Origin of the sequence: Solwaraspora sp. WMMA2101, assembly GCF_049179175.1 — a bacterium.
In the GTDB taxonomy this organism is placed as follows: Bacteria; Actinomycetota; Actinomycetes; order Mycobacteriales; family Micromonosporaceae; genus Micromonospora_E.
On the sequence record NZ_JBMHMA010000006.1, the window covers coordinates 3,933,882 to 3,960,006 of the forward strand.

General features: G+C 71.5%; 24 protein-coding genes and 1 pseudogene. 17 read left to right on the forward strand and 8 right to left on the reverse strand.

Annotated features, from left to right (window positions below; genetic code table 11):
• Window positions 1-143: 143 nt before the first annotated feature.
• Window positions 144-2,102 (forward strand): asparagine synthetase B family protein, encoded by a 1,959-nt coding sequence (locus ACN28F_RS18760; RefSeq protein ID WP_421358931.1) that lies wholly within the window; start codon window positions 144-146, stop codon window positions 2,100-2,102.
• 258 nt (window positions 2,103-2,360) lie between these two features.
• Window positions 2,361-3,692 (forward strand): annotated as a pseudogene (gene nhaA, locus ACN28F_RS18765) (Na+/H+ antiporter NhaA); the annotation flags it as partial.
• A gap of 158 nt (window positions 3,693-3,850) precedes the next feature.
• On the opposite strand, the gene ACN28F_RS18770 reads toward nhaA, so the two are convergent.
• Window positions 3,851-5,512: an ABC-F family ATP-binding cassette domain-containing protein gene (locus ACN28F_RS18770; protein WP_289209220.1), complete on the reverse strand. Its 1,662-nt coding sequence runs from the start codon at window positions 5,510-5,512 to the stop codon at window positions 3,851-3,853.
• A 39-nt stretch (window positions 5,513-5,551) separates the two neighbouring features.
• Between ACN28F_RS18770 and ACN28F_RS18775 the strand changes: the two genes are divergently transcribed.
• The 3 genes from ACN28F_RS18775 (at window position 5,552) to ACN28F_RS18785 (ending at window position 7,061) form a co-directional block, all read left to right on the forward strand.
• Complete coding sequence (locus tag ACN28F_RS18775) at window positions 5,552-6,304, forward strand: ROK family protein (protein ID WP_289209221.1); 753 nt, start codon at window positions 5,552-5,554, stop codon at window positions 6,302-6,304.
• Window positions 6,305-6,438: 134 nt separating this feature from the next.
• Window positions 6,439-6,810 carry a tetratricopeptide repeat protein gene (locus ACN28F_RS18780; RefSeq protein ID WP_282224119.1) on the forward strand — a complete coding sequence of 124 codons (372 nt, stop codon included), beginning with the start codon at window positions 6,439-6,441 and terminating at the stop codon, window positions 6,808-6,810.
• A complete protein-coding gene (locus ACN28F_RS18785; RefSeq protein WP_278111949.1) occupies window positions 6,807-7,061 on the forward strand; it encodes a Smr/MutS family protein in 255 nt (84 codons plus the stop codon). Before ACN28F_RS18780 ends, ACN28F_RS18785 begins: the two co-directional genes overlap by 4 nt.
• Window positions 7,062-7,094: 33 nt before the next feature.
• Here the strand turns inward: ACN28F_RS18785 and ACN28F_RS18790 are convergent, their stop codons facing one another.
• Window positions 7,095-7,691 carry a TetR/AcrR family transcriptional regulator gene (locus ACN28F_RS18790; RefSeq protein WP_289209222.1) on the reverse strand — a complete coding sequence of 199 codons (597 nt, stop codon included), beginning with the start codon at window positions 7,689-7,691 and terminating at the stop codon, window positions 7,095-7,097.
• 87 nt (window positions 7,692-7,778) lie between these two features.
• Between ACN28F_RS18790 and ACN28F_RS18795 the strand changes: the two genes are divergently transcribed.
• Window positions 7,779-8,603, forward strand: coding sequence for an SDR family NAD(P)-dependent oxidoreductase (locus tag ACN28F_RS18795; RefSeq protein WP_421358935.1), 825 nt, complete (start codon window positions 7,779-7,781; stop codon window positions 8,601-8,603).
• On the opposite strand, the gene ACN28F_RS18800 is transcribed toward ACN28F_RS18795, so the two are convergent.
• From ACN28F_RS18800 to ACN28F_RS18815, 4 genes are read right to left on the reverse strand one after another with little or no spacing between them, the layout of a single operon-like run.
• Window positions 8,533-8,838, reverse strand: coding sequence for a hypothetical protein (locus tag ACN28F_RS18800; protein ID WP_421358937.1), 306 nt, complete (start codon window positions 8,836-8,838; stop codon window positions 8,533-8,535). The two genes, ACN28F_RS18795 and ACN28F_RS18800, sit on opposite strands and share 71 nt — an antisense overlap.
• Window positions 8,787-9,239, reverse strand: coding sequence for a hypothetical protein (locus ACN28F_RS18805; RefSeq protein ID WP_421358939.1), 453 nt, complete (start codon window positions 9,237-9,239; stop codon window positions 8,787-8,789). Before ACN28F_RS18805 ends, ACN28F_RS18800 begins: the two co-directional genes overlap by 52 nt.
• Window positions 9,236-10,000, reverse strand: coding sequence for a MerR family transcriptional regulator (locus ACN28F_RS18810; RefSeq protein ID WP_289209225.1), 765 nt, complete (start codon window positions 9,998-10,000; stop codon window positions 9,236-9,238). Before ACN28F_RS18810 ends, ACN28F_RS18805 begins: the two co-directional genes overlap by 4 nt.
• A gap of 47 nt (window positions 10,001-10,047) precedes the next feature.
• Window positions 10,048-10,650, reverse strand: a complete 603-nt coding sequence (locus tag ACN28F_RS18815; protein WP_289209226.1) for a TetR/AcrR family transcriptional regulator — start codon at window positions 10,648-10,650, stop codon at window positions 10,048-10,050.
• A gap of 63 nt (window positions 10,651-10,713) precedes the next feature.
• On the opposite strand from ACN28F_RS18815, the gene ACN28F_RS18820 reads away from it, so the two are divergent.
• Entirely contained in the window at window positions 10,714-11,556 is an 843-nt protein-coding gene (locus ACN28F_RS18820; RefSeq protein WP_421358941.1) for a class I SAM-dependent methyltransferase, read from the forward strand.
• A 26-nt stretch (window positions 11,557-11,582) separates the two neighbouring features.
• Here ACN28F_RS18820 and ACN28F_RS18825 read toward each other — a convergent pair whose 3' ends face one another.
• Window positions 11,583-12,023, reverse strand: a complete 441-nt coding sequence (locus ACN28F_RS18825) for a hypothetical protein (protein WP_289209228.1) — start codon at window positions 12,021-12,023, stop codon at window positions 11,583-11,585.
• 136 nt (window positions 12,024-12,159) lie between these two features.
• Here ACN28F_RS18825 and ACN28F_RS18830 point away from each other — a divergent pair, with 136 nt between their 5' ends.
• The 6 genes from ACN28F_RS18830 to ACN28F_RS18855 all read left to right on the forward strand — a co-directional run bounded on the left by ACN28F_RS18830 (window position 12,160) and on the right by ACN28F_RS18855 (window position 19,158).
• Window positions 12,160-12,528, forward strand: coding sequence for a nuclear transport factor 2 family protein (locus tag ACN28F_RS18830; protein ID WP_421358943.1), 369 nt, complete (start codon window positions 12,160-12,162; stop codon window positions 12,526-12,528).
• Between the two features lie 244 nt (window positions 12,529-12,772).
• Complete coding sequence (locus tag ACN28F_RS18835; RefSeq protein WP_289209230.1) at window positions 12,773-13,927, forward strand: helix-turn-helix domain-containing protein; 1,155 nt, start codon at window positions 12,773-12,775, stop codon at window positions 13,925-13,927.
• A 516-nt stretch (window positions 13,928-14,443) separates the two neighbouring features.
• Window positions 14,444-14,605, forward strand: a complete 162-nt coding sequence (locus ACN28F_RS18840) for a hypothetical protein (protein WP_289209231.1) — start codon at window positions 14,444-14,446, stop codon at window positions 14,603-14,605.
• Window positions 14,602-15,798, forward strand: coding sequence for a helix-turn-helix domain-containing protein (locus tag ACN28F_RS18845; protein WP_421358946.1), 1,197 nt, complete (start codon window positions 14,602-14,604; stop codon window positions 15,796-15,798). The genes ACN28F_RS18840 and ACN28F_RS18845 overlap by 4 nt, the downstream gene beginning before the upstream one ends.
• Before the next feature lie 29 nt (window positions 15,799-15,827).
• Entirely contained in the window at window positions 15,828-16,739 is a 912-nt protein-coding gene (rsmI, locus tag ACN28F_RS18850; RefSeq protein ID WP_289209233.1) for a 16S rRNA (cytidine(1402)-2'-O)-methyltransferase, read from the forward strand.
• A gap of 154 nt (window positions 16,740-16,893) precedes the next feature.
• The gene (locus ACN28F_RS18855; RefSeq protein WP_421358948.1) at window positions 16,894-19,158 is read left to right on the forward strand and encodes a glycoside hydrolase family 9 protein; all 2,265 of its coding nucleotides are present in this window, start codon (window positions 16,894-16,896) and stop codon (window positions 19,156-19,158) included.
• Between the two features lie 189 nt (window positions 19,159-19,347).
• Here ACN28F_RS18855 and ACN28F_RS18860 read toward each other — a convergent pair whose 3' ends face one another.
• On the reverse strand, window positions 19,348-21,753 hold the full coding sequence (locus ACN28F_RS18860) for a M28 family peptidase (RefSeq protein ID WP_421358950.1): 2,406 nt from the start codon (window positions 21,751-21,753) through the stop codon (window positions 19,348-19,350).
• Window positions 21,754-22,011: 258 nt separating this feature from the next.
• Here ACN28F_RS18860 and ACN28F_RS18865 point away from each other — a divergent pair, with 258 nt between their 5' ends.
• The 4 genes from ACN28F_RS18865 to ACN28F_RS18880 are packed head-to-tail and all read left to right on the forward strand — an operon-like array spanning window position 22,012 to window position 26,125.
• On the forward strand, window positions 22,012-23,250 hold the full coding sequence (locus ACN28F_RS18865) for a PP2C family protein-serine/threonine phosphatase (RefSeq protein WP_421361445.1): 1,239 nt from the start codon (window positions 22,012-22,014) through the stop codon (window positions 23,248-23,250).
• Window positions 23,247-24,857: a sensor histidine kinase gene (locus ACN28F_RS18870; protein ID WP_289209236.1), complete on the forward strand. Its 1,611-nt coding sequence runs from the start codon at window positions 23,247-23,249 to the stop codon at window positions 24,855-24,857. Before ACN28F_RS18865 ends, ACN28F_RS18870 begins: the two co-directional genes overlap by 4 nt.
• A gap of 14 nt (window positions 24,858-24,871) precedes the next feature.
• Window positions 24,872-25,321, forward strand: a complete 450-nt coding sequence (locus tag ACN28F_RS18875) for a response regulator (RefSeq protein ID WP_289209237.1) — start codon at window positions 24,872-24,874, stop codon at window positions 25,319-25,321.
• Between the two features lie 3 nt (window positions 25,322-25,324).
• Complete coding sequence (locus ACN28F_RS18880; protein ID WP_289209238.1) at window positions 25,325-26,125, forward strand: inositol monophosphatase family protein; 801 nt, start codon at window positions 25,325-25,327, stop codon at window positions 26,123-26,125.

Here is a 26,125-nt window from a genome sequence, read left to right on the forward strand (position 1 = left end):
CGGTCGATTCGAGATCAGACTAACCAGACATTAGGTGTCTATCAGGAGAACTAATCAATAGCTGGAACGGATCTCGGGCTGTTCGGGTGGGCGGTTTCGGCGACTGGGGCCACTGGGGTGATCGGGACGGCTAGCGTCATGGTATGTCAGCAATAGTCGGAATTGTCGGTGATGCTGGCGGTGACGGTGAGCTGGCCCGGCGCCTCGCTGCCGCCTGCACGCCGGCGGACCTGGCCGACGCCGGTTGGTACGGCGACGACTGGGCGACCCTCGTTGCCCGCTCCTCGCCGTACGGCGGCGGCGGACCCGGACCGCGCTCCGCAACCGGTGCCGGGCGCGGACCCGACCCCGGTCGCGGGGCCGGGGACGGCATCGTCGCGGTCGGCACCGCAGCCCACCCGGACCTGGCCGAGCGCTACCGCCGCCACGGCGACGACCTTGTCCGGCACCTCGTCGGCGGGTTCGCCGTCGCGGTCTGGGACAGCAGTCGACGTCGACTGCTGCTGGCCGGCGACCATACCGGCCAGCAGACGATCTACTGGCAGCTGCGCGGCGGTCGGCTCGTCTTCGCCTCCCAACTGCGCGCCCTGCTCGCCGATCCCCGTACCGGCCGCGACCTGGACCTCGTCGCGCTGCACCACTACCTGACCTACCGGTACGTCCCGGCCCCCTGGTCGATCGTGGCCGGGGTCCGCAAGCTGGCGCCGGGCAGCCGGCTGATCTGGCAGGACGGGCGGGTCGTCGTCGACCGCTACTGGAGCCCGGCCGCGCCGGCCCACGCCGACGCCGCGCCTGCCGCCGCGACCGGCGACCTGTCGACCGCCGTGACCGGTGCCACGGCGGCGACCGGCGACCCGTCGGCCGGCGCGACCGCCGACGTCGCCGGGCAGTTCCGGCAGCGACTCGTCGCCGCGGTCCGTTCCCAACTGCCTGCAGACGGGCCTGCGCAGGTGCTGCTCTCCGGCGGAATCGGCGCGTCCCTGGTCGCGGCGGCGGCGACCTGCACCGGCCGGCCGATCCGGACCTGCACGGTGACCTTCGACGATCCGCGTCTGGACCAGCGGGCGACCGCCCGCCAGATCGCCGGGCATCTCGGCGCCGAGCACCAGGAGTACCCGGCGTCGGGGATCGACCCGGCCGTCGCGCAGGAGCTGGTCCGCTGGTGCGACGAACCGTTCGGCGATCCGGCGGCGTTCGGTTCCTTCCTGGTCGCCCGGTACGCGGCGGTGCGTTCCACCGACGTCCTCAGCGGACTCGGCGGCCCGGCCGTGTACGGCGGGTTCCCGCACCACCTGCTGCTGGGCTGGCTCAGCCGCTGGCCGGACCGGGCCGGCGGGCTGCCCCGGGTGCAACGGATCGGAGCCGCGCTGGTCGACCGCACCGCCCTCGGTACGCCGGTACGTCGACTGGGTCGGCTGCTGGAGGTGGCAGGCTGTGCCCCGCCGCAGCGCTACGCCCGGATCGTCGGGCAGTGCAGTGGTGAACAGAAGGACGACCTGTACACCGAGGCACTGCGTACCGAACTTGCCGATGTGGACAGTGGTCGGCTCGCCGAGGCCGCCTATCTGGCCGGCGAGGGTGGCTCCACGCTGTCCCGGATGATCGACGCCGACCGGCGCGGCTACCTGCCCGGCGGCGTGCTCTACCGGTGGTCGGCGGTGACGGCCGGGGCCGGGCTGCGGCTGCGGGCGCCGCTGCTGGACCACCGGTTGCTGGACTGGGCGGCCGGCCTGCCGGCGCGGTGCAAGGTGCCGGGCGGTCGGCGGCAGCTGGCCCGGCAGGCGGCGTCCGGCTGGCTGCCGGCGCGGCTGACCTGGCCGGCGCCGGTGTCCGACCGGTTGCCGCTGGCCGGCTGGCTGCGCGTCGAGCTGCGGGACCTGGCCCGCGACGTGCTGACCGACCAGACCTGCCGGGACCGTGGTCTGTGGCGGCCGGCGGCGGTACGCCGGCTGCTGGACGAGCACGACGCGGGCCTGGACCACGCCTACACCCTGTTCACGCTGCTGCAACTGGAACTGTGGATCCGGCACTGGGCCGGGGTGGTGGCACCGGCGCCGACCGGGCACCGGGCCGGTGCGGCGGCTGCTCCACCGCTGCGGTAGGCGGTCGGGTCGGCGCGGTGAGTGGCGTCGCTCGTACGGTGGCCGCTCGGGCCGCCCGCCAGTCGCGCAGTGCCTGGTCGGACGAACATGACCTTGGAAGAATTCGGGTACCGGGGGAGCACGTGCCGCCCATGATCATGTTCACCATGTGCCGACCTTCAGTGATCGGGGCGAAACGGATAGTGTGGTGACCAGCCAGTGCGCCGGTGACCCACGCCAGCGGTGCCCGATGTGACAGTGGAGGTGGAGACCTACAACATGGCCGACCCGACCCCCACCAAGGCGTCCAAACCCGACAAGAACCCCACGCCGCCCGAGTCCCGCCGGCCGTTCCAGCTCTCCTCCTGGGCGGAGGCCAAGTTCATCGGCGACGTGCTGCGCACCGAGACCGTCGGCGGCGGGCTGTTGCTGCTCGGCGCGGTCATCGCGCTGATCTGGGCGAACTCGGCCTGGGGCGACAGCTACGAAAGTCTCGGGCAGTTCGTGCCCTGGCCCGGCGGGGAACCGCTGCACCTCGACGTCAACCTCGCCCACTGGGCGGCCGACGGACTGCTGGCGATCTTCTTCTTCGTGGTCGGTCTCGAACTCAAACGGGAATTCGTCGCCGGTGAACTGCGCAGCCCGCGCCGCGCCGCGCTGCCGGTGGTCGCCGCGATCGGCGGCATGGCGATCCCCGCGCTCATCTACGTGCTGATCAACCTGAACACCGGCGACAGCGCGCTGCGCGGCTGGGCGATCCCGACCGCCACCGACATCGCCTTCGCCCTGGCCGTCCTGGCCGTGATCGGCTCCCACCTGCCGCAGGGCCTGCGCGCATTCCTGCTCACCCTGGCCGTCGTCGACGACCTGCTGGCGATCACCATCATCGCCTTCTTCTACACCGAGCAGGTCAACTTCCTCGCCCTCGGCGGCTCACTGCTGCCGCTGCTGATCTTCGCGCTGCTGCTGCGGGCCGGAAAGACCTGGTGGTGGGCGCTCATCCCACTGGCCGCCGTCACCTGGACGCTGATGCACGCATCCGGGGTGCACGCCACCATCGCCGGGGTGCTGCTCGGCTTCATGGTCCCGGTACTGCCCCGCAAGGGCGAGCAGCACGGCCTCGCCGAGCACTTCGAGCATCTGTGGCGACCGGTCTCGGCCGGCTTCGCCGTACCCGTCTTCGCGTTTTTCGCCGCCGGGGTGTCGCTGCGCGAGGGCGGCATCGGCTCGGTGCTGACCGACCCGGTGGCCATCGGCGTCATTGCCGGCCTGGTCCTGGGCAAGACCATCGGTATCCTCGGCGCCACCGCGCTGATGACCCGGTTCACCCGGGCCGACCTGGGCGGCCTGAAATGGGTCGACCTGCTCGGGGTGTCACTGCTGGCCGGCATCGGCTTCACCGTGTCGCTGCTGATCGGTGAGTTGGCGTTCGGCGCCGGCAGCGACCGCGACGCCCACGTCAAGGCGGCCGTACTCATCGGTTCGCTGACCGCCGCCCTGCTCGCCGCCGTCATCCTGATCCAGCGCAACAAGGTCTACCGGCGGATCTCCGCACAGGAACGGCACGACGCCGACGGCGACGGGATTCCCGACATCTACCAGCAGCAGGACCCGCCGGACGTCACCGAGGCGGCCGACGATCCGACAGCGTCCGCCGACCCGACAGCGTCCGGGCGACCTCCGGTGGGCGGACCCGCCGGTACGCCCACAGCGGCACCCGACGACAGCCGCTGACCCGCGCGGCGGTGCCGGCGGCCCCGTAGTCCCACTCAGTCCAGGGACAGGTCCAGCAACGACTGGAACGCGGGGCCGCCGCCACCGCCGAGGGTGAGCCGGCGGGTCAGCCGGACCGACTCCAGCATCCGACGGTCGTGGGTCACCAGCAGCAGCGTGCCGGTGAACGACTCCAACGCCGACTCCAACTGCTCGATCGCCGGCAGGTCCAGATGGTTGGTCGGCTCGTCGAGCACCAGCAGGTTCACCCCACGTGCCTGCAGCAACGCCAACGCCGCCCGGGTCCGCTCACCCGGTGACAGGGTGGCCGCCGGCCGCAGCACGTGCCCGGCCCGCAGGCCGAACTTCGCCAGCACCGTACGGGCCTGCGCCGGGGCCAGATCGGCCGCCGCCCGGAACGCCTCCAGCACCGGCTCGTCGCGCAGGAACAAGCCCCGGGCCTGGTCGATCTCGCCGACCACCACCCCCGGGCCGAGCCACGACTCACCCGAGGCCAGCGGCAACCGGCCCAGCAGCGCGCCGAGCAGCGTCGACTTGCCCGAACCGTTCGGCCCGGTGATCGCCACCCGGTCCGCCCAGTCGATCTGCAGGTCCAGCGGACCGAGGGTGAACCCGCCACGGCGTACCACCGCTTGTCGCAGCACCGCGACCACCGCGCCGGCCCGGGGCGCGGCGGCGATCTCCATCCGCAGCTCCCACTCCTTGCGTGGCTCCTCGACGACCTCCAGCCGTTCGATCAGCCGTTCGGTCTGCCGGGCCTTCGCCGCCTGCTTCTCCGACGTCTCACCGCGAAAATGCGGGATGAACTTGTCGTTGTCGGTGGCCTTGCGTCGGGCGTTGCGGACGCCCTTCTCCATCCAGGCCCGCTGGGTGCGCGCCCGCGCCTCCAACCCGGCCCGGGTGTCGGCGTACTCCTCGTACGCCTCGCGGGCGTGCCGGCGGGCCACCTCCCGCTCGGCCAGGTAGCCGGCGTACCCGCCGCCGTAGTGGTTGACCTGCTGCTGGGCCAGGTCCAGCTCGACGATCCGGTCGACCGTGCGGGTCAGGAACTCGCGGTCGTGCGACACCAGTACGGTGCCGGCGCGCAGCCCGGTGACGAACTGCTCCAGCCGGGCCAGCCCGGCCAGGTCCAGATCGTTCGTCGGCTCGTCGAGCAGCACCACGTCGTAGCGGCTGAGCAGCAGCGACGCGAGCTGGGCGCGGGCCGCCTGGCCGCCGGAGAGCGCCGTCATCGGCTGGTCCAACGCCACCGCCAGACCCAGGTCGGCCACCACCTGCTCGGCACGTTCGGTCAGGTCGGCGCCGCCGAGATCCAGCCAGCGTTCCAACGCCACCGCGTAGTCGTCGTCGGCACCGGCCCGACCGTCGGCCAACGCCTGCGTCGACGCGTCCAGGTCGCGCTGCGCTGCCGCCACCCCGGTCCGGCGGGCCAGAAAGTCGCGCACCGACTCGCCCGGCCGGCGCTGCGGCTCCTGCGGCAGCAGCCCGACGGTGGCGGTCGGCGGGCTGAGGGTGACCGTGCCCGACTCGGGCGGCTCCACGCCGGCGAGGATCCGCAGCAGCGTCGACTTGCCGGCACCGTTCGCGCCGACCAGCCCGATCACGTCCCCCGGCGCGACGACGAGGTCCAGCCCGGCGAAGAGTTGCCGGTCACCGTGTCCGGCGGACAGGTCCCTGGCGATCAGTGTGGCGCTCATGGCCCGGCGATCGTAGCCGCCGACCGGCAAACTGTGCTGATGATTTCCACGCTGGCGATCGACTGCGGCGGCGGCGGCATCAAGGCGTCCGTACTCGACGAGGCCGGCACCATGCGGGCCCGGCCGCTGCGGGTGCCGACGCCGTACCCGCTGCCGCCGGAACGTTTCGTCGAGACCCTGCGCGGCCTGGGTGACAAGCTGCCGGCCGCCGACCGGGTCACCGTCGGGATGCCCGGCATGATCCGCCACGGCGTCGTGGTCGCCACCCCGCACTACGTGACGAAGGCCGGGCCGCGGAGCAAGGTCGACCCGGCGCTGCTCGCCGCATGGTCCGGCTTCGACGCCCGTACGGCGTTGCAGGCCGCCTTCGACAAGCCGGCCCTGGTGCTCAACGATGCCGAGGTGCACGGTGCCGGCGTGGTCGCCGGGACCGGCTGCGAACTGGTCCTGACTCTCGGCACCGGACTCGGCTGCGCGTTGTTCGACGGCGGCCTGCTCGCCCCGCACCTGGAGCTGTCCCAGGCGCCGGTGCGCTGGGGGCAGAGCTACGACACCTACGTCGGCGAGCACGAACGCCGCCGGCTCGGCGACGCGTTCTGGTCCCGACGGGTACGTGGCATCGTCGACGGCCTGCGTCCGGTGTTCTGCTGGGACCGGCTCTACCTCGGCGGCGGCAATTCGCGGCTGATCCGCCCCGAACAGCTGGCCAGAATGGGTGACGACGTGGTGGTGGTGCCGAACACCGCCGGCATCGTCGGCGGCGTCCGGGCCTGGACCCTGGTCGGGCCGTGACCGGTTCGTGGCGGAAACCGACGAAGCTGACCGGGTGACCGGCGGATGTCCGGTACGGGAACAGTCGCATTCCGTCCGTGGTTGTGCCAGCGTCAGGGTTGTCGGTGATCGCGAACCTGAAAGGTGGGGCGGCCATGGATCTGTTGGAGGAGTACCGCCGGGCGAACCTGTACTTCGACTCCGGTGACCCGTCCGGGGCGGCCCGGCTGCTGGAGCCGATCATCGCCGCCGAGCCCGACAACTCGGCCGTCCGCCAACTGCTGGCCCGCTCCTACTTCCAGTCCGCGCAGCTGGGCCGGGCCGAGGAGCAGCTGCGGGAGCTGATCGCCCGGGACCCGAGCGACCACTACGCCCACCACGTGCTGGGCCGTACCCTGGAACGGCTCGGTCGGCCGGCGCAGGCGCTGCGGCACCTGCGGCTGGCCGCCGCCATGCGGTCCGAGCACTCGGACTACCTGGCCGCGCTGCACCGGGTCGAGGAGAAGGTCAACGGAAGGGCGTCGTGAAGCTCAAACTGGACCTGCACGACATCTTCAACCGTGGGCAGGACATCGACCGGGCGTTGAAGGGGATCATCGACGAGGCGGTGGCCAAGAAGGCCACCCTCGTCGAGATCATTCCCGGCAAGGGCTCCGGCCAGCTGAAGAAGCGGGTGCTGCGGTTTCTCGACCAGAAGGAGATCAAGCAGCTCTACCACCGGGTGGAGAAGGACTCGAAGAACTTCGGCCGGCTGTTCGTCCACTTCCGCTGGAAGTGACTCCGCCAACGTCGTGGGAAGCGGCGCAACCACTCATCGTGGGCTGAGCGTCGCCATCGCGCGGTCGACGTACGCGGCCAGTGGGTCGGCCGTCGTCGATGCCAGCCAGGCGTGCTGTGCCGCGATCAGGCAGCCGAAGGCGGCGGCGGTGAGGGCGCGCGGCGTCGGGTCGTCGACGGCGTACGGGGTGCCGGCCGCCTCGGCGCGTTCGTGCAGCACCGCGACGACGGCGTTCTGCATGCTCTGCAGTTTGCCCAGGTAGACGGCGAGCAGCGCCGGTGTCTCCAGGATCACCTGCTGGACCGGCTTGGTGACCTGCTGGGCTGGCGACTCCACGATGTCGAACAGCCGACGCAGCGACGTCCAGACCGGTTCGTCGCCGGGTCGGGTCCGCAGGTTGTCGAGCATGCCGTCGGTGCCGAGGTCGAACTTGCCGACGACGATGTCCTCCTTCGTAGCGAAGTACCGGAAGACGCTGCGTTGGGACATGCCGACGGCCGCCGCGATGTCGTCGATGGTCGTGGCGTCGTAGCCGTGGGACACGAACAGCTGCAGCGCCGCTTCGGCGATGTCGCGCTGTACCGCTCGGCGGGTGCGCTCCCGCAGGCTGGTGGGTTGCTTGCCGCTCATGATGCCGCCACGTTAGCACCCGCCGCCAAGTTGGTCACCCGACGCCGAAGTTGTCAGTCACTGACATGTTCGGCGTATGCTGTCACCATGACCAGGACGATCGTCATCACCGGCTCCAGCGACGGCATTGGCGCTGCGGCCGCCCGCCAACTCCACGACGACGGCCACCGCGTCGTCATCGTCGGTCGATCCCCCGGCAAGACCGAGGCCGTCGCCCGCGCGATCGGCGCGGACCACTTCCTCGCCGACTTCACCCGCCTCGACGAGGTACGTAAACTCGCCGCCGAACTCGACGCCGCGTACCCGCGCATCGACGTGCTCGCCAACAACGCCGGCGGCGTCTTCGGCGATCCGACCAGGACAGTCGACGGCTTCGAACAGACCTTCCAGATCAACCACCTGGCCCCGTTCCTGCTGACCCGGCTGCTGATCGACAAGCTGACCGCCTCGCGGGCCACCGTCATCCAGACCTCCAGCGTCGGGGCGCGGCTGGCCGGCAAGCTCGACATCGACGACCTCAACCTCGACCGCAACTTTGACCCGGTCCGCGCCTACAGCGCCGCCAAACTGGAGAACATCCTGTTCACCACCGAACTGCACCGCCGATACCACACCGAGGGCATCGCCGCCGCCGCCTTCCACCCGGGCAACGTCGCGACCAGCTTCGGGACCAGGTCGGCAAGCCGGCTCATGCGGTTCATCACCACCAACCCGGTCACCCGGGCCATGCTGACCACCCCGGAAAAGGGCGCCGACCAGCTGGTCTGGCTGGCCACCAGCAAGCCCGACATCGACTGGGAGCCCGGCTTGTACTACGAGAGGCGCCGACCCGCCCGACGAGTCAACTCCCAGGCGTACGACCCTGATCTCGCCCGCCGGCTGTGGGAGCGCTCGGAGCAGTTGCTGGGCTGACCGGCGACGGCCCGGGCCGGTCGGTCGCGGCCGGCCCGGTCGACCAGGCCGCCAGCGCGGACGTCGGGTCGTCGGCGAAGAACCGGATCGTCCGTACGTGTGCGACACGGCCCAGCGGGCGGACCACCCGGACCGGTTCGGCCAGCTCGACCACCAGGTTCGTCTGCGCGATCGCCGACACGATCAGCGTGTCACCGTCGACGAGGATGGTGCCCTGCTCGTTGTAGTTGCGCACCGTACCTCGGTGACCAGCCGGCGGGGCACCCGCACGTCCAGGAACGCGGCGGACCGGACCCGGATCTCGTCGGGCCCGATCACATGCGGTCGGGTCACGGTCGCGGCGATCACGGCCAGCGCGATCAGTACGCCGTACGCGTCGACGATCAGGATCCCGTGCCGCAGCGGGGCCGGCGCACCGATCGCTCGCAGCAGAATCTCCACCGCGACCAGCTCGACGATCGACACCACCAGGAACATCACCATCGTCAACGCCACCGCCCCGGCGTAGGGCACCGCCGTCGCCGACTCCGGTACGCCGTGGCGGCGACGGCGTACCCACAGCCAGAGGCTGACCAGGCCGGCACCCTCGAAGCCGGCCAGCCGGCGCAGCGCCACCCCGACCCGACGCGCGGTCACCGGTGACCTCGCAACCGGGCGACCAGCAGCCGGAACACCTCGGCCTGGGCGGGGGAGAACTCACCGGCGATAGTGGTCAGCCACTGGACCCCTGTCGCGTCGTCGGCGTTCGCAGCGATCGCCTCGGTCATCTCGGTTGGCAGGAAGCCCTCCAGGTCGGCGGCGAGCGACGCCACCCGTACGTCGGCCGGGTCGGCGTCGGCGATCTCGTCGAGCCGGCGGTAGAACTCCTGCGTACGGGCCAGCATCGCCGGCTCGGTCAACGGCTGGAACAGCGCGCTGAACTCGCCCCGCTGCTCCGGTGCCACCCCGGTGTCCAGCAGCGCCAGCATCTCCCGGTCCAGGGCGGCGAACGCCGAGCCGTCGGTCGGCAGCTGGCGCAGCACCGCCGCCATCTCCTCGGAGACGGTGGCATCGGCGTCCAGCTCGTCGACCGACTCGCCGGCGGCCAGCAGTACGGCGAGCCGCTGCCGCCGCTGGGCGATCGCCGCCTGCTGGCGGGCCAGGTCGGCGTCCAGTTCGGTGAGCACCTCGCGCAGCTCCCGGCCCCGATCGTCGGCGAGTACATCGCGGATCTCGTCGAGCGAGAGCCCCAGCTCGCTCAACCGGCGTACCCGGGCCAGCGCGACCGCGTCCCGCAGGAGGTACTCCCGGTAGCCGTTGGACAGCCGTTCGGGCTCGGGTAGCAGCCCCAGGTGGTGGTAGTGGCGCACGGTCCGGGTGGAGACCCCGACCAGCGCGGCAAGCTCGCCGATCCGCATGCCACCAGTAGAAACGTTGCCGCTACGACAAGGTCAAGCAACGATCGTCAACGCGATGGGCCCGGTGCGGCGCTGTCGAGGGCGATGGTCACGACCTTGCGCACCGCCGGTGCGTCCGGCGGGTCGGTCTCCCGGTCAGCGAAGAGCAGATGTCCGGTCCCTACCAGCATCGGCGCGAGCGCGTCGATGTCGGCGTCGACCGCGATCCGACCGAGGTCGCGCTCGGCGGCCAGGTAGGACGCGATCATGGCCGTGGCGTCCGAGAGGATCGGCAGTCGCGGGTCCGGTCTGGCTTGCCGCAACCGTCCGCGCAGCTCGTCGCGGGAGACGATGAGACTGATCAGAGCCAAGGTCACCGATCCGAACAGCTCGGTGAGCAGCCCGGTCAGATTGTCGGCGACGGTGCCGGTCCCGGCTGCCTGCTGCAGGACGGCGGCCTGGGTATCGATCCGAGCCATCCGGTCCAGCACGAACTCGGTGAGGAAGGTGTCGAAGTCGGCGAAGTAGCGGTGCAGGACGCCCTTGGCGACCCCCGCCTCGGTGGTGACCGCCCGGCTGGTCAGACCACTTGGCCCAGCTTGGAGCAGGACCCGTTCGGCGGCGTCGAACAACTGCTCGCGCGCGTCGCGGATGGCCACACCGGTCGGCACTGTGGGCTCCTCCGCTCGCCTGTCGGGCCACCGGAGTGGGCGATTGCCCACTAGAGTGGGCACATGCCCACTTTATCGTCCGGTAGGCCACCGGATCCTCATCTTGCCAGGGGCGTCGCCGAATCGTTCGGCGTCGACGCACCGCGCTACGACCGGGCCAGACCTCGCTACCCCGATTCGCTGGTACGGCGGATCGTCGCCGCCAGTCCCGGTTCCGGGATGTTGAACGTCGGCTGCGGCACCGGCATCGAAGCCCGACAGTTCCAGCAGGCCGGCTGCACGGTGCTCGGGGTCGAACCCGACCTGCGAATGGCGGACTTCGCGCGGCGCGCCGGCGTCGAGGTCGAGGTGGCGACATTCGAGAAGTGGCAGGCCGCCGGCCGGACCTTCGACGCTGTCATCGCCGGAACGGCCTGGCACTGGGTCGACCCGGTCGCCGGGGCGACCAAAGCCGCCCGGGTCCTGCGCGCCGGTGGTCTGCTGGCACCGTTCTGGCACGTGTTCCAGCTCCCGCCGCTCGTGGCGGAAGCCTTCGCCGCCACCTACCAGCGGGTGGTGCCCGACTCGCCGGTCACCTTCGAGCCGGACAAGCAGGGTGTCGACGCGTACCAGCCGCTGTTGACCAGAGCCGCCGACGGCATGCACGAGGTCGGCGGATTCAGCACCCCCGAGCAGCTGCGCTTCGACTGGACGCAGCCGTACACCCGCGACGAGCTGTTCGATCTCATGCTGACCCAGGGCCTCCTCACCCGGCTCGCACCGGAGGAACAGGCAGCGGTGCTGGACAGTGTCGGACCCGCTGTCGACAAGGCCGGCGGCAGCGTGACGATGTCCGGTACGACCGTTGCCGTCGTCGCGGTACGGACCAGCGGCGCCGCCGCAACAGCGGCCACGTCGGCGGAGTGAGCCGGGCGAGTGGTCGTCCGTGACCGTCAGCGGCGGTAGACGTCCGGGAATGCGGCGAGGGCGGTCTGCAGGTCGGCCAGGGGTCCGCCGTCGATCGGCGTACGGGCGGCCAGCAACGCGTCGGTGCCGCGCCAGACCGCCACCGCGTAGTCGGCCTCGGGCACCTGGCACAGCGGCCTGCCAGCGGGCGTGCTCAACCGCAGACCATGACGGCGGGTACGGCGTACGGCGAAACTCCATCCGCTGGCGGCGCTGGTCAACACGTAGCTGGCGTCCGGGTGCGCCAACAGGGTCACGACACCGCTGAGCATGTCTGCGGCGACGAGATACACCATCGACAAACCGCGAGACCCGAGCTGGCGGGAACTGTGGGCCCCGCCGTCCCAGCACAGACTGACGTGCCCCAGCTCGAACCCGGTCACCTGCCCAGGCGCGTCGACGGGCGCGTCGAACTGCACGGCGATCACCCCAGCATGATCACAGATCTGGCCAACCGGCCCAGAGCTTCGCCGGCGTAGCGGTGGCACGTCGATGCCCAGACTCTCGGCGGTGCCGTCGCTGTCGAAGTAGCCTGGAAATCCACCTAGTCAAGGAGCCCACACCGTGCTCGACGTGCTGCTCGACCTCGAACACCAGGGGTGGGCGTCGCTCTGCGACAGCACCGGCGCGGACTTCTACGGACGGATCATGACGGACGACGGCGTCATGGTCCTGGCCAACGGTCAGGTCTTCGATCGACAGGCAGTCATCGACTCCCTGAACGAGGCACCGCCGTGGCGGGCCTACGACATCGCCGACGAACGGCTCATTGCCCTCGACGGCGATCAGGCGATCGTCCTCTACAGCGGCCGCGCCTACCGCGAGGAGCCTGAACCCGCGTTCGTCGCGCTGATGTCCAGCGTCTACACCCGGCAAGGGGGCGACTGGCGACTCGCCCTCTACCAGCAGACGCCCGTCCCGACCCAGACCTAGCTGGCCGATCACGGACAACGTCGACGGCTGGGCCGGAGATGACCCGTACGCCTCCGGCGCGGAGGTCGGCGATGGCGGTTGCCGGTCAGTCCGGCTGTCGTCGTTCATCGTCACAAGCTGCCGAGGAACCATCCAGCTCGCGACTGTACGTAGGCTGTCGGAGACCGAAGGTACCGTCTGATGTGTTGGTGGGGTGTGACAAGCGCCTGGCCGGTGCCCGGACAGCTCTTGGGTGGTGACCTGAATGGCCCGAATCATCGATCCGCGCTGGCCGTCGACCCTGCGTGCGCTTCGCCAGGGGGCCGGTCTGTCGCTGCGCGATCTTGCTGGGAAGGCTCACTACGCGAAGTCGTACTTGCATGATCTGGAAACCGGCCGCAAGACGGCAACTGTCGATGTGGCCGGTCGGCTCGATGAGGTGTTGGGCTCCGGCGGTGTTCTCACCGAGATGCTCACCGATGGAGGTGAGCATGATTCTGCCGAGCTCGCCCGTCGGGTCGCTGCCACCGACATCGGCAGTACCACGGTCACCGGTCTTGAGGCGGCCGTTGATGAACTCGCCATGGCCTATCCGACTGCCTCCCCGCACGCGCTACTTCCGCGCGTCCGTCGGCACCTGACGTACATCACCACCCTCGTCGGTTCTGGTCGCCGGATGACGCTCAATCAGCACCGACGGATTCTGGTAGCCGGAGGGTGGCTGTCGCTGCTCACCGCCACCGTTCTGATCGACCTGCGTCGCAGTGACAGTGCGATCGCGCATCTGCGCACCGCCGAGGCGATGGGCGCGCACACGGAGCATGACGAGATCCGCGCCTGGTGCCTGGAAACCCGGGCATGGAGTGAATTGATCGCTGGCAATCCAACTGCGGCCCTCGACCTGGCTCGTGGTGCTCGGGCTATGGCCCCAGCCGGCAGCAGCGCCTATCTGCAGTCGACGGCGCAGACCGGCCGGGCGCTGGCGCTGCTCGGCGACCGTAAGGCGACTGGAGACACACTGGTCCGGCTGGAGCGGATGGTGTCGCCGTTGAGCCAGCCCGACCGACCTGAGCACCACTACCGCTACGACCCGGGCAAAGCGCGAGCCTACGTGGCAACCACCCTGGCGTGGGTCGGCGACCCGGCAGCGGCCACCGAGTCCAGCGACGTCCTGGCCGGCCTTCTCACGCAGGGAAGCCGGCCACGGCGGATCGCCTCGGCCAGGCTGGATCTCGGCCAGTCCCTGCTGCCGGTGGACCCGCACGAAGCGGTAGCGCAGGTCGCTGCGGCGGTGGTGTCGGGGCGGGTCGCGGCGTCGAACTGGTGGCGGGTCGACCGCGTACGCCGAGGCTTGGCGCGGATTCGGGTGCCGGCACCCGAGCTGGATGAGCTGTGCGAGACACATCAGCCCCTTCCGTGATGGCGGACAGCAGCCGGCGCTGGCGGACAGCAGCACTGTAGACCGCCGCTGGGTGTCGCGGGCAGGCTACAGGTAGGTCGCATTGCCGTTCGGTTCGCGATCTGCAAGCTGGGCCCGGCGTCGCATCCCGTGATCGCCCTTTTCGCGCGTCGGGCCCGCCTACGGCGGCGGCTTCGGGGTTGTCGTGGAGAGCCACCTCGGGGTCGCCGCCCTTCCAACTCTCGCCGAGGGGGGCATCGTGTTCGGGAAGTGGTTTCAGCGTGCGGACGTGCCGGTGGATGTGGTGTATCCGGTGCCGGGCCGGCGGCGGTTCGCCGAGGTGAGCGCGTCGCCGCCGGATCGGCGGCCGGCGACCCGTACTGATCGGGCGTCGCGGCGGGGTGGTAACGCCGGCCGGCACTTCCTGCCGTGAGGACACCCGCAGCCGGTAGGGGGCCGGTGCATGAGCCGGTGCGGCCGTCGTGGTGGTGTGCGGTGTGTCCGGACGGGACGCCGTGGCCGTGTCCGCCGGGTCGGGTGCAGTTGGCGCAGGCCTACGTGGGTGAGCCGGTCGCGTTGTCGGTGGACGTCGGTGAACTGTTGCCGGTGGCGGCGCGGGAGGCCGGCATCACCGATGTGGTCGAGTTGTATGAACGGTTCGTGGCGTGGACGTGGATCGACGCGGGAGGCCGCCGGTGACCGTGACCGTGGGTGTGGGTCGTCGGGTCGCGCTGTGGCGGGTACGGCGGCAGATGACGCAGCAGGTGTTCGCCGATCGGATCGGCCGGTCGAAGAGCTGGGTCGACAAGGTCGAACGCGGCGTCCGCAGACTGGACAGGTTTTCGGTGATCCGGCAGGTCGCCGAGGTGCTGCGGGTCGACCCGGCGGAGTTGCTCGACGGCGGCGACGGTCGGCCGCAGACCGGTGAGGCGACGGCCGGTGTCGACGCGGTCCGGGCAGCGCTGGCCAGCTACGCCGTATTCGGCACCGCACCTGGCGGTGTGTCGCCGACGTTGTCGGGGGAGACGGTGCGGCGGGTGGAGCACGGGTGGGCGACGTACCGGCACGGCGACTATCCCCGACTGCTGCGGGCGGCACCCGAGTTGCTGGACACCGCCCGCCGGTTGCGTTCCGCCCGGCCGGAGCAGGGGGCGGACCTGTTGGCGTCGGCGTACCGGGTCACCGCGCTGGTGCTGGTCAAAGTCGGCGAGCCGGACCTGGCCTGGCTGGCCGCCGACCGGGCGCTCGCCGCAGCCGACGGCGACGTGGTGTCGGCCGGGTCGGCGGTGGTGCCACTCGCCCAGGCCCTACGGGCCCTCGACCAGCCCCGACTCGCGATGGCGGCGACGATCACCGCCGCCGACCGGGTAGCCGCGTCAACCGGAGGAGCCGCGTCGACAGAACGGCAGTCTGTGTACGGGACGCTGCTGCTGCAGGCGGCCCTTGCCGCCGCCGGGAGCGGCGACACCCACAGCGCCAGCGAACTCCTCACCCAAGCCGCCACCGTCGCCGGGCAGGTCGGCGACGGGCAGGACTACCGCACCTCCACGTTCGGCCCAGCCGCCGTCGAACTCGCACACGTCGTGGCAGCCGTCGAGTCAGGCGACGCCCACCAGGCCGTACGCCGCCACGACACCGCCACCAGCCGACAACCCTGGCAGGGACTACCCGCCGAACACCGGGCCGCGTACCTGCTCGACGCCGCCCGCGCCCACCTCGACACCGGCGACACCGCCGGAGCGGGACGGTGGCTCGTCGACGCCGACCGCGTCGCACCGGCTGAAATCCGCGCCCGACCCTCCGCCCGTACCCTCGTCGCTGAGATCGCCCGCACCGGACCGCAATCGGCCGGCGTCGCCCGACTGGCCACGGCCCTCGGGCTCACCCGCTGACGCCGGACCGGGATGGCTACCATCGCCGGGTGAGTGAGGGGCAGCGGGGGAGCGACCACGGCGGGCAGCAGGGCGGCGACCAGGGCGAGCAGCGGCGCGGCACGCTGTCGGTGGTGCCGACGCCGATCGGCAACCCACGCGACATCACGCTGCGGGCGCTGGACGTGCTGCGGACCGCCGGGCTGGTCGCCGCCGAGGACACCCGGCGGGCCCGGCGGCTACTCGACGCGCACGACATCGACGTGCGGGTGGTCAGCTGCTACGACCACAACGAGCAGGCCCGGACCAAGGAGCTGGTCGCCGCGCTGAACGCTGGCACCGACGTCGCGTTGATCTCCGACGCCGGTACGCCGCTGGTCAACGATCCCGGCTACCTGGTGGTCGGGGCGGCGCTCGCCGACGGGCTACGGGTCGACCCGCTGCCGGGGGCGAGCGCTGCGGTGAGCGCGCTGGTCGGCTCCGGCCTGCCGGCCAACCGATTCCTGTACGTCGGGTTCCTGCCCCGCAAGTCGGCCGCCCGCCGGACCGCGTTGACCGAGGTCGCCCCGGTGGCCGCCACGTTGATCTTCTTCGAGGCGCCGCACCGGGTGGTGGAGATGCTGGCCGACGTGCGCGAGGTGCTCGGCGACCGGTCGGTGGCGCTGGTGCGCAACCTGACCAAGTCGTACGAGGAGTGGCTGCGCGGGCCGCTGTCCCAGGTGTACGCCGACCTGGCGGCCCGCGACGAGGTCAGGGGTGAGGTGACCGTGGTGGTGGAGGGTGCCCGGCGTCGCGAGTCGGCGACCGGCGGCGGTGCCGGTGCGCTCGACCCGGACCGGGTGATCGAGCTGTTGCTCGGCGCGGGCCTGGACACCCGTACGGTCCGGTCGCTCGCGGGTGAGCTGACCGGTCTGCACCGCAACGAGGTCTACGACCGGGTATCGGCGCTGCGCCCCCGGTGAAGGGGTCGAATAGATCTATTGACATGCTCGAAACACGCTGCGAATATTCGAGTACTGCGGGTGGGAGCGCTCCCATCCGCTGCTTTCGATGCACGACCGCTGACGCGGCGTCCGGCCCCACGGCGGCGCCGCACGACCATCGAAAGGACCCGGCGTGTCGATACTCTCCCGGCGGCGGACCGTTCCGCTCGCCGTTACCGCGGTGACGGCGCTGACCGCCACCGCCCTCACCGCCGCCGTTCCCGCCCACGCGCAGGACGAGGCACCCGAACAGATCGTCAACGGCACCTTCGACGACGGCCACGAACCCTGGTGGGGCACTCCCAACATCACCCTCGACTCCAGCAGCCAGCAGCTCTGTGCCGACATCCCCGGTGGCACCGTCAACCCGTGGGACGTCATCATCGGCCAGGACAACGTCCCGCTGGTCGCCGGTGAGACGTACGAGTACAAGTTCTTCGCCACCGCCACCCCGAACAAGGTGATCCGGGCGTTGATCCAACTGCCGGTCGACCCGTGGACCCAGTTCATGGCGGCCAACCCCGAGGTCAGCGTCTCCGGCAACAACTACACGTACACCTTCACCGCCCCGGTGGACCTGCCCAACGCGCAGGTCGCCTTCCAGGTCGGCGGCAGCACCGACCCGTGGCGGCTCTGCCTCGACAACGTCTCGCTGCGTGGCGGGGCGGAACCGGAGGAGTACGTGCCGGACACCGGACCCCGGGTGCGGGTCAACCAGGTCGGCTACCTGCCGAAGGGGCCGAAGAACGCCACCCTCGTCACCGACGCCACCGACCCGCTGCCCTGGAAGCTGTACGACTCCAGCGGCAAGGTCGTCGTCAACGGCAAGACGAAGCCGCGTGGGCTGGACGAATCCTCCGGCCAGAACGTCCACTCGATCACGTTCAGCCGGTTCGTCCGGCCCGGCACCGGCTACACCCTGGTCGCCGACGGCGAGACGAGCTTCCCGTTCGAGATCGGCACCAGCTTCTACACCCAGCTGCGCGCCGACGCGCTGAAGTTCTACTACACCCAGCGCAGCGGCATCGAGATTCGCGACGAGCTGCGGCCCGGCTACGGCCGCCCGGCCGGGCACGTCGGCGTCGCCCCCAACCAGGGTGACCTGGAGGTGCCCTGCCAGCCCGGCGTCTGTGACTACACCCTGGACGTCTCCGGTGGCTGGTACGACGCCGGTGACCACGGCAAGTACGTCGTCAACGGCGGCATCTCCGTCTACCAGCTGATGAACGAGTACGAGCGGAGTCTGCGGGTCGGCCAGGGCAACTCGTGGCTGCAGCGCGACGGCGTGCTGGACCTGCCGGAGAGCGGCAACAACCTGCCGGACATCCTCGACGAGGTTCGCTGGCAGCAGGAGTTCCTGCTGAAGATGCAGGTCCCGGCCGGGCAGCCGCTGGCCGGCATGGCCCACCACAAGATCCACGACGCCGCGTGGACCGGTCTGCCGCTGCTGCCGCACCTGGACGCCCAGCTGCGGGAGCTGCACCCGCCGTCGACCGCAGCCACCCTCAACCTGGCGGCGACCGCCGCCCAGGCGGCGCGGGTGTTCGCGCCGTACGATCCGGCCTTCGCCGAGCGCAACCTGCGCGCGGCCCGGACCGCGTGGGCGGCGGCCAAGGCCAACCCCGAGATGTACGCCGACCCGGCCGACGCCATCGGCGGCGGTCCCTACGACGACGTCGACGTCACCGACGAGTTCTACTGGGCGGCGGCCGAGCTGTACCTGACCACCGGTGAGCGGGAGTTCCGCGACTTCGTGCTCGCCTCGCCGCACCACACCGGTGACATCTTCAAGGAGGGTGCGTTCGGCTGGCAGTGGACCGCGCCGCTGGGCCGGATGGCGCTGGCCACGGTGCCGAACAGCCTGCCGGGCTGGTGGCAGGTGCGGGCGTCGGTGATCGAGGCGGCGGACCGCTACCTGGCCACGCTCCACGCTCACCCGTACGGCGTCCCGTACGCCCCGGCCGGCAACATCTACGACTGGGGTTCGAACAGTGTCATCGTCAACAACGCGATCGTGATCGCCACCGCGTACGACCTGACCGGCAAGGAGAAGTACCGCGACGGGGTGCTGCAGTCGATGGACTACATCTTCGGCCGCAACGCGCTCAACATCTCCTACGTCACCGGCTACGGAACGGTGTCGTCGCAGAACCAGCACTCCCGCTGGTACGCCCGGCAGCTCAACCCTGAGCTGCCGAACCCGCCGCGTGGCACGCTCGCCGGCGGCCCGAACTCGTCGATCCAGGACCCGGTGGCGCAGCGCCTGCTGGCCGGTTGCGCGCCGCAGTTCTGCTACGTCGACGACATCGAGTCCTGGTCCACCAACGAGTTGACCATCAACTGGAACGCGCCGTTGGCCTGGATCGCGGCCTTCATCGCCGACCAGGGTCGCGGCTGATCCACCGTCCTCTGCCCCTTCCCGTCCCGCCCCGCCCCTCCCCTCCCATGATCGCGACGATCTTGCGCTTATCGTTGGACGAAACGGACAAAAGTTCTCGATAAGTGCAAGATCGTCGCGTCGCGTCGCGGGGCAAGATCGTCGCGGGGCGGGGCGGGGCGGGGCGGGGCGGGGCGGAGTGGGTGGGGGTCAGAACGGGTAGGTGCGGGCGACGGTGACCAGCTCACTGGTGTGCGAGCCGGCGATCCCCACCCCGAGGGGGCGGGGCGTGAAACCGGGCAGGTCCTGGAGGCCGTCGCTGCCGTCGGTGACCCGGATCCGCACCGAACCGTCGCCGGAGCCGGCCTGCAGTACCAGGGCGATCTCCAGCCCTTGCGGCGGCGGGGCGTGGAACACCGTACCGAAGCTCCACGGCCCGGCCGAGTCAGCGCCGACGGCGGCGACCGGCAGATCCTGCCCGGCCACCCGCGCCGACACCACCGTCGTCGACCCGGCGGCGACGTGCAGCGTCACCAGCCGTACCGGACGCTGCGGCAGCAGCCGCAGCCGCACCGTCCGCTGCCCGTCGGCGTCGACGCCGGTGTCGTCGAGCAGGTCCAGTGCCGGGGCCGGCAGATCCGCCGCCGGGGCCGGCCCGGCACCCAACGACTCGCCGCCCAGCAGCGGGAACTCGGCGTCCACCGTGGTGGTCGTGGCGACGTACCCGGCGGTCCAGGGCTGCGGCCGGGTCTCCTCGGTCAACCATCTGGCCTGCCCGGTGTCGGTGTCCAACGCGTACATCAGATGGGTCGGCACCGGATGGTCGGCGTCGAACCGGTCCACCGCCAGGCCGACCCCGACCAGCACCAGCGCCGCCAGCGCGGTGGCGACCGCGGGCACTGGCCCGGCGCGACGGGCCCGGACCGCCGCCAGCCCCCGCTGACCGCCGGCCTGTGGCAGGGCCAGATCCAGCACCGGCAGCGCCGCGAACGCCAGCAGCACCGCGACGAACGCGGCGACCCCGCCCAACCCCAGGCCCAGCGCCGGGAAGAGCAGCACCACCGTGGGCAGCAGGATCAGTACGCCGACCGACGCCCCGGCGGTCACCGCGACCACCGGCCACGCCCCGGTGGGCCGCACCGACAGCGCCACCAGACACCCGGCGGCACCCGCCAACGCCGGCAGCACCGCCAGGTACGACCCGCCGGGGGCGAACCCGGCGAGCAGCAGACCGAGCAACGCCAGCCAGGCCAGGCCGCCGACGGCGAGCGCCGCCGGGCCGACCCGCCGGCGCAGCAGGGCGTACCAGGTGAAGACCACGGCCGCGGTCACCGCCAGCACCGCCAGTCGGTACGGCACCGGCCGGTACGGGTCGAGCAGGTCGGCGTACTGCGGCCGGAGCCCGACCACGACGGCCCAGAGCGCCTGCCCGGCGGCCGGCGCGGCGACCAGCGGTACGCCGGCCAGCCCGACGCCGGCGGCCAGCTGCGGCCAGCTGGCCCGACCCCGGCGGCGGGTCAGCCAGGCCAGCGCCCCGACGGCCACGGCGGCCAGCACCGCCAACGGCCAGGTCAGCGTGCCCGAGTAGTGCACCAGCCCGGCCGGGGTGGGGAAATAGGTGGCGTCGGTGTCGGCGGCCGGTGCCGACAGGTCGACCGCGCCGAACCCGCGCGCCAGGCCGAGGGTGTTGTCGCCGTGGTGCTGCAGGCTGGCCAGGCTCATCGACGCCGCGGTGTCCTGCGGGGTGTGGTAGACCGCCGACCCGTCGATGTACGCCGAGTTCAGCCCGGCGAAACCGGCGTCGAGGAACGGCGTGAAGTCGGTGTCGTTGGGCAGCGCCCGGTACACCTCGACCGCGAACGACGTACCGACCGGGTGCGGCGCGGCGCGGCCGAAGACGTCGATCAGCGCGGCGTTGCCCCGGGAGGTCTCGAAGGTGACCACCGGGCCGCTGCTGCCCCGCGCCTCCAGGTTGAGCACCACGGCGTCGCGGTCCACGGCGAGCGCGTGCCCGGCGACGAACGCCGACGCGCCGCACAGGCAGGCTTCCTCGGCGTCGGTGAACAGCAGTACGACGTCGTTGCGTGGCCGGTCGCCCTCGATCAGCGCGCGGGCCACCTCGAGCAGCGTGCCGACGCCCGCCCCGTCGTCGTTGCCGCCGGGACTGACCTGCGCCGAGTCGTAGTGGGTGACCAGCAGGACCTGGCCGGTGGGATCTGTACCGGGGATCTGGGCGATCACGTTGCGGACCCGGGCCAGGGTGGCACCGGCGGCGGCCCCGCTCAGCTGCCCGGCCTCGCCGCCGATGGTCTCCTGCACCTCCGGCACCAGGCCCAGCCCGGTCAACGTGTCGACGAGGTGGTCGCGGACCGCGTCGTTGGCGGGGCTGCCGACCGGGTGCGGCCGCCGCGCGACCTGCTCGACGTGCCGGTACGCGCGGGCCGCGCTGAACGCGGTGGCCGGCGCGTCGGCGCCGAGGGGCGTGGGTGGACGCAGGTCGACCAGGGCGCCGGCAGCGACCAGCCCGAGCGCGGCGAACGCGGCGAGCATGGCGGCCGGGCGGCGGCGGGGCCGGGTGAACGCCCGGTACGCGGCGGCGACGAGGGGTGCGCGCATGTGGCTCTCCTGCCGGAGCGGGGTCAGGTCACCTCATCCTGCCCAACCTGGGCCGGCCGGGTCACCGGCCGGCGGTCCGGTGGCCTAGTTTGTGAACATGCCCGCCCTCGCATCCGACGGTCCGACCGACCGCGCCACCAACACGGTGGCTGCGGTTGTGTGTCGGGTCAGGGTGGGAGACGATCGGCGGGTCACCCTGAAGGAGCCGGCCATCGACATTCACCGACCGCGACGCCGGTGCCTGCATGGCGGGCCGGCATGACCGGTTCGTCGGTGGTGCCGCCCCGCTCCCAGCCCTGTGCGCAGACCGGTGAGTCGACCGACGGGCTGACGCCCCTGCCGCCGACGCGGCGGCTGCGGGTGCTGCTGGTCGAGGACGACGAAGGCGACGCCTTCCTCGTCGGCGAGCTGCTGGCCGAGGCGCAGGCGGCGGTCGATCTGGTGGTGGCGAACAGCCTCAACCAGGCGCGGGAACGTATCGCCGGGGTCGACTGCGTACTGCTCGATCTGGGGCTGCCGGACGCGCAGGGGCTGGACGGCCTGCGTCGGGTGCTGGGCGTGGCCGGTCGGGCGGCGGTCTGCGTCCTGACCGGCCGTCAGGACGAGCACCTCGGGGTGGACGCCGTCGCCGAAGGCGCCCAGGACTACCTGGTCAAGGGCCAGGTCGACGGGGTGCTGCTGAGCCGGGCACTGCGGTACGCGGTGGAACGCAAGCGGGCCGACGACAACGCCCGGCGGCTGCGGGAGGTGGAGCTGCGGCAGGCCGAGTCGGCCCGGCTGGAGCGCGGCCTGTTGCCGCAGCCGTTGATGGAGACCGATGAGATCTCGGTACACACGTTCTACCGGCCGGGCCGGCACGCCGCGTTGATCGGCGGCGACTTCTTTGACGTGGTGCAGACGACCCCGGACCGGGTCGACCTGATCGTCGGGGACGTCTGCGGGCACGGGGCGGACGAGGCCGCGCTCGGCGTGGAGCTACGGGTCGCCTGGCGGGCCCTGGTGCTGGCCGGGGTGGCCGACGACGCCGTACTGCCGGCGTTGGAGCAGGTGCTGATGAGCGAACGCCGGCTCCGGGAGATCTTCGCCACGGTGGCTGCGGTCCGGCTGGATCTGCAGGCGAACCGGGCCACGGTACGGTTGGCGGGACATCCACCTCCGCTGCTGTTCAGCGGCGGCCAGGTCCGGCCGGTGCCCGCGCCGGGGGGCCTGCTGCTCGGTGTCCGACCCCGCCCACCCCGCGCTTTCGATGTGGAGTTCGACACCGATGAGTGGTCCCTGTTGATGTACACCGACGGTCTGATCGAGGGGCGCCTCGGCGACTCCAACGAGCGCCTCGACGTCGCCGGTCTGCAGCGGCTGGTGGCCGAGCCGGCGGCCCGCGCGGTGCCGTTGCCGGCGTTGCCGGGCTGGCTGGTCGGCCGGGCCGAGGAGATCAACGGTGGTCCGCTCGCCGACGACGTCGCGATGCTGCTGGTCAGCCGGGGCGGCGGCCGATGAGCGCGGTCATGCAGGCCAGCCGGCTGACCCTGCGGGCCCGGGTGGTGCTGCTCTGTGCGGTCGTCGGCGGTCTGCTCGCCGCGCTGGCCGCGGGCGCGGCGGTGGTCGCCAACGCCAACCGCGACCACATCGACACCATCCTGAGCGAGATCGGCCCACTCCGCACCGACGCGGAGAGTCTGCTCACCACGCTGGTCGACCAGGAGACCGGGGTACGCGGCTATGCCGTCTCCGGGGACCCGGCGGATCTCGCCCCCTACCGGGCCGGGGTGGAGCAGGAGCGGCAGCTGATCGGTCACATGGTGGCGCTGATCGATCCGGACGATCCGCTGCGGCCGCAGATCGACGAGGTGGCGATCGCCGCACAGCGGTGGCGCGACACCGTCGCCGAACCGGTGATCGCCGCCGTGGCCGCCGAGGGGACGGCGGCCGCCCAGGCGCTGCTGACCGACGCGGCCCGGCAGCAGTTCGACGGGCTGCGCGCCGACGTCGACCAGTTGCAGGCGGACATCCTGGTGGTGCGCAACCAGGTCGCCGGCGACGCCCGGAGCACCAGCGGCACCCTGGTGGTCCTGCTGATCGTCGCGGCGCTCGTCGTGGTGGCGGCCGGGATCGTCCTGATGGTGTCGTTGAACCGCCTGGTCATCGGCCCGGTCACCGGGCTGGCCGCCCAGGTGCGGCAGGTGGCCAACGGCGAGTACGAACGCGACATCGCCGGGGTCGGGCCGCCGGAGCTGGCGGCGCTGGCCAGCGACGTGGACGGGATGCGCCGCAAGATCGCCGCCGATCTGGACGAGGTGCGCGACGCCCGGGAACGCGTCGAATGGGTCAACAGCCAGCTGCAGAAGCAGGCGGAGGAGCTGGTGCGCTCCAACCGTGACCTGGAGCAGTTCGCCTACGTGGCCTCGCACGACCTGCAGGAGCCGCTGCGCAAGGTGGCCAGCTTCTGTCAGCTGCTGCAGCGCCGGTACGCCGGCCAGCTCGACGCCCGCGCCGACCAGTACATCGGGTTCGCGGTGGACGGGGCGCAGCGGATGCAGCGGCTGATCAACGACCTGCTGGCGTTCTCCCGGATCGGCCGGCTGACCAGCGGGTTCACCGATGTCGACCTGAACAAGGTGATGACCGACGTGGCCAGCCAGACCGAGTCGACCCGCGAGTACGTCGGCGGCGAGCTGACCTGGTCGGACCTGCCGGTGGTCTCCGGTGAGGAGCCGTTGCTGACGAACCTGCTGGTCAACCTGGTCAGCAACTCGTTCAAGTTCCGCCAGCCGGAGATCGCCCCGAAGGTGGAGGTCTCCGCCCGCCAGATCGACGGCGAGTGGGAGATCACCTGCCGGGACAACGGCATCGGGATCGAAGCAGAGTTCGCCGACAAGATCTTCGTGATCTTCCAGCGGCTGCACTCGAAGGACGCCTACCCGGGCACCGGGATCGGGTTGGCGATCGGCAAGAAGATCGTCGAGTACCACGGCGGCCGGATCTGGGTCGACACCCAGGTCGAGCAGGGTACGGCGATCAGTTTTACTCTTCCGGTGACCCCACGCCAGGCCGAGGCGGCGGAAAACGACGGTGCACCGGCCGCTGCCACGCAGGCGGCGGTGTGATGATGGAGGCGGCAATGACCGAACCGGACGGCAAGAGCCCGATCGAGGTGCTGCTCGTCGAGGACGACCCGGGCGACGTGTTGATGACCCAGGAGGCGTTCGAGGAGCACAAGGTCCGTAACCGGCTCAACGTCGTGTCCGACGGAGCCGAGGCCCTGGCGTACCTGCGCCGGGAAGGTAAGTACGCCGACGCGGTGGTGCCCGACCTGATCCTGCTCGACCTGAACCTGCCCCGCCGGGACGGCCGGGAGGTGCTGGAGGAGATCAAGAAGGACGACGAGCTGGGCCGGATCCCGGTGGTGGTGCTGACCACGTCGCAGGCCGACGAGGACATTCTGCGCTCCTACCAGCTGCACGCCAACGCGTACGTGACCAAGCCGGTGGACTTCGAGCGGTTCATCGCGGTGATCCGCCAGATCGACGAGTTCTTCGTCAGCGTGGTGAAGCTGCCACCGCGTGGCTGACGCATGATCGACGAGGTAGGGAAGCTGCTGCGGGACGCGGCGGAGCAGGCGGTGCTGCCCTGGTTCCGCCGGTTGTCCGCGGAGCACATCGACGAGAAGGGCCCCGGTGACCTGGTGACCGTCGCCGACCGGCGGTCCGAGGAGATCATCACCGCCGGGCTGCTGCGGCTGGCCCCGGATTCGGTCGTGGTCGGCGAGGAAGCGGTCTCGGCCGACGCCGACCTGCTGCACCGGCTGCGCGACGCCGGCCGGGTCTGGCTGGTGGACCCGATCGACGGTACGGCGAACTTCGCCGCCGGCCGTCGACCGTTCGTGATGATGGTGGCGCTGCTCGACGCCGGCCAGCCGGTGGCGAGCTGGATCTACGATCCGGTCGCCGACTCGTTGGCGGTGGCGCGCCGGGGTGCCGGCAGCGCGGTGGACGGCGTACCGCTGGGTGTCGGGGGAAACGGCGCGGCACCGCCGCTGCGGACCTTGCGTGGCGCGGTGCCGTTGAAGTATCTGCCGGACCGGGTCCGGGTCACCGTGCAGGCCGGCGGGGGCCAGGTGGGTGCGGTGCTGCCGGGGCAGCACTGCGCGGGTCGGGAGCACTGGGACATCGCCGCCGGTACGCAGGACTTCGCCCTGTTCTGGCGGACCTTGCCGTGGGACCACGTGCCGGGGACGCTGCTGGTCGAGGAGTCGGGTGGGGTGGCGCGGCGCCTCGACGGCGGACCGTACGACTTCACCGACGACCGGGCCGGTCTGTTGGTGGCCCGGTCGGAGGCGGCCTGGCAGGAGCTGCAGCGGGCGCTGCTGGGCTGA

Coding starts and splice junctions, on each gene's coding strand:
- ACN28F_RS18795 (WP_421358935.1), top strand. CDS start 7,779: ATGACCAGGACGATCGTCATCACCGGCTCCAGCGACGGCATTGGCGCT.
- ACN28F_RS18875 (WP_289209237.1), top strand. CDS start 24,872: ATGACCGAACCGGACGGCAAGAGCCCGATCGAGGTGCTGCTCGTCGAG.
- ACN28F_RS18880 (WP_289209238.1), top strand. CDS start 25,325: ATGATCGACGAGGTAGGGAAGCTGCTGCGGGACGCGGCGGAGCAGGCG.
- ACN28F_RS18810 (WP_289209225.1), bottom strand. CDS start 10,000: ATGCGGATCGGCGAGCTTGCCGCGCTGGTCGGGGTCTCCACCCGGACC.
- ACN28F_RS18835 (WP_289209230.1), top strand. CDS start 12,773: ATGGCCCGAATCATCGATCCGCGCTGGCCGTCGACCCTGCGTGCGCTT.
- ACN28F_RS18775 (WP_289209221.1), top strand. CDS start 5,552: ATGATTTCCACGCTGGCGATCGACTGCGGCGGCGGCGGCATCAAGGCG.
- ACN28F_RS18780 (WP_282224119.1), top strand. CDS start 6,439: ATGGATCTGTTGGAGGAGTACCGCCGGGCGAACCTGTACTTCGACTCC.
- ACN28F_RS18790 (WP_289209222.1), bottom strand. CDS start 7,691: ATGAGCGGCAAGCAACCCACCAGCCTGCGGGAGCGCACCCGCCGAGCG.
- ACN28F_RS18820 (WP_421358941.1), top strand. CDS start 10,714: ATGCCCACTTTATCGTCCGGTAGGCCACCGGATCCTCATCTTGCCAGG.
- ACN28F_RS18870 (WP_289209236.1), top strand. CDS start 23,247: ATGAGCGCGGTCATGCAGGCCAGCCGGCTGACCCTGCGGGCCCGGGTG.
- ACN28F_RS18860 (WP_421358950.1), bottom strand. CDS start 21,753: ATGCGCGCACCCCTCGTCGCCGCCGCGTACCGGGCGTTCACCCGGCCC.
- ACN28F_RS18865 (WP_421361445.1), top strand. CDS start 22,012: ATGACCGGTTCGTCGGTGGTGCCGCCCCGCTCCCAGCCCTGTGCGCAG.
- ACN28F_RS18770 (WP_289209220.1), bottom strand. CDS start 5,512: ATGAGCGCCACACTGATCGCCAGGGACCTGTCCGCCGGACACGGTGAC.
- ACN28F_RS18760 (WP_421358931.1), top strand. CDS start 144: ATGTCAGCAATAGTCGGAATTGTCGGTGATGCTGGCGGTGACGGTGAG.